This is a genomic window from Paenibacillus forsythiae T98 (genome assembly GCF_000520735.1).
In the GTDB taxonomy this organism is placed as follows: Bacteria; Bacillota; Bacilli; order Paenibacillales; family Paenibacillaceae; genus Paenibacillus_AQ; species Paenibacillus_AQ forsythiae.
In genome coordinates, this window is sequence record NZ_ASSC01000016.1 from 1 (window position 1) to 366 (window position 366).

Sequence of the window (366 nt, forward strand, 5' to 3'; positions counted from 1 at the left end):
GCGGCTATCAGGAGAGACGACAGGGAAAGAACGGCAAAATGGCGGATTCGAAATTTCATAGCTGGATCTAACTCCCCTTTCCTTTTTTTAAAATTCAAATTTGTCTTCATGCGATGCTTGAACAAGAATTCTGCGTTTTCTGCGGACAGCCAGCTTCTGCGCCTGAATGGTGACAAGCAACAGGACGAGCAGAAGCAGGGCGATGGTTCCGCCCGGCGGAGTGTTGATGTAGTAGGAGGCGGTCAGACCGCCGAATACGCCGGTCAGACCAGCGCCGACCGACACCGCAATGGCGGAGACAAAGCCCGAGGCGACCCGCAAAGCCAGCGAAGCGGGCAGCACGATCAGCGCGGACACCAGCAGTAC

General features: G+C 55.7%; 1 protein-coding gene. It reads right to left on the minus strand.

Annotation, left to right across the window (positions count from 1 at the left end; genetic code table 11):
• Positions 1-87: 87 nt before the first annotated feature.
• Positions 88-366: metal ABC transporter permease (locus L692_RS27415; protein ID WP_036721153.1), on the minus strand; the 279-nt coding region annotated here is incomplete at its 5' end.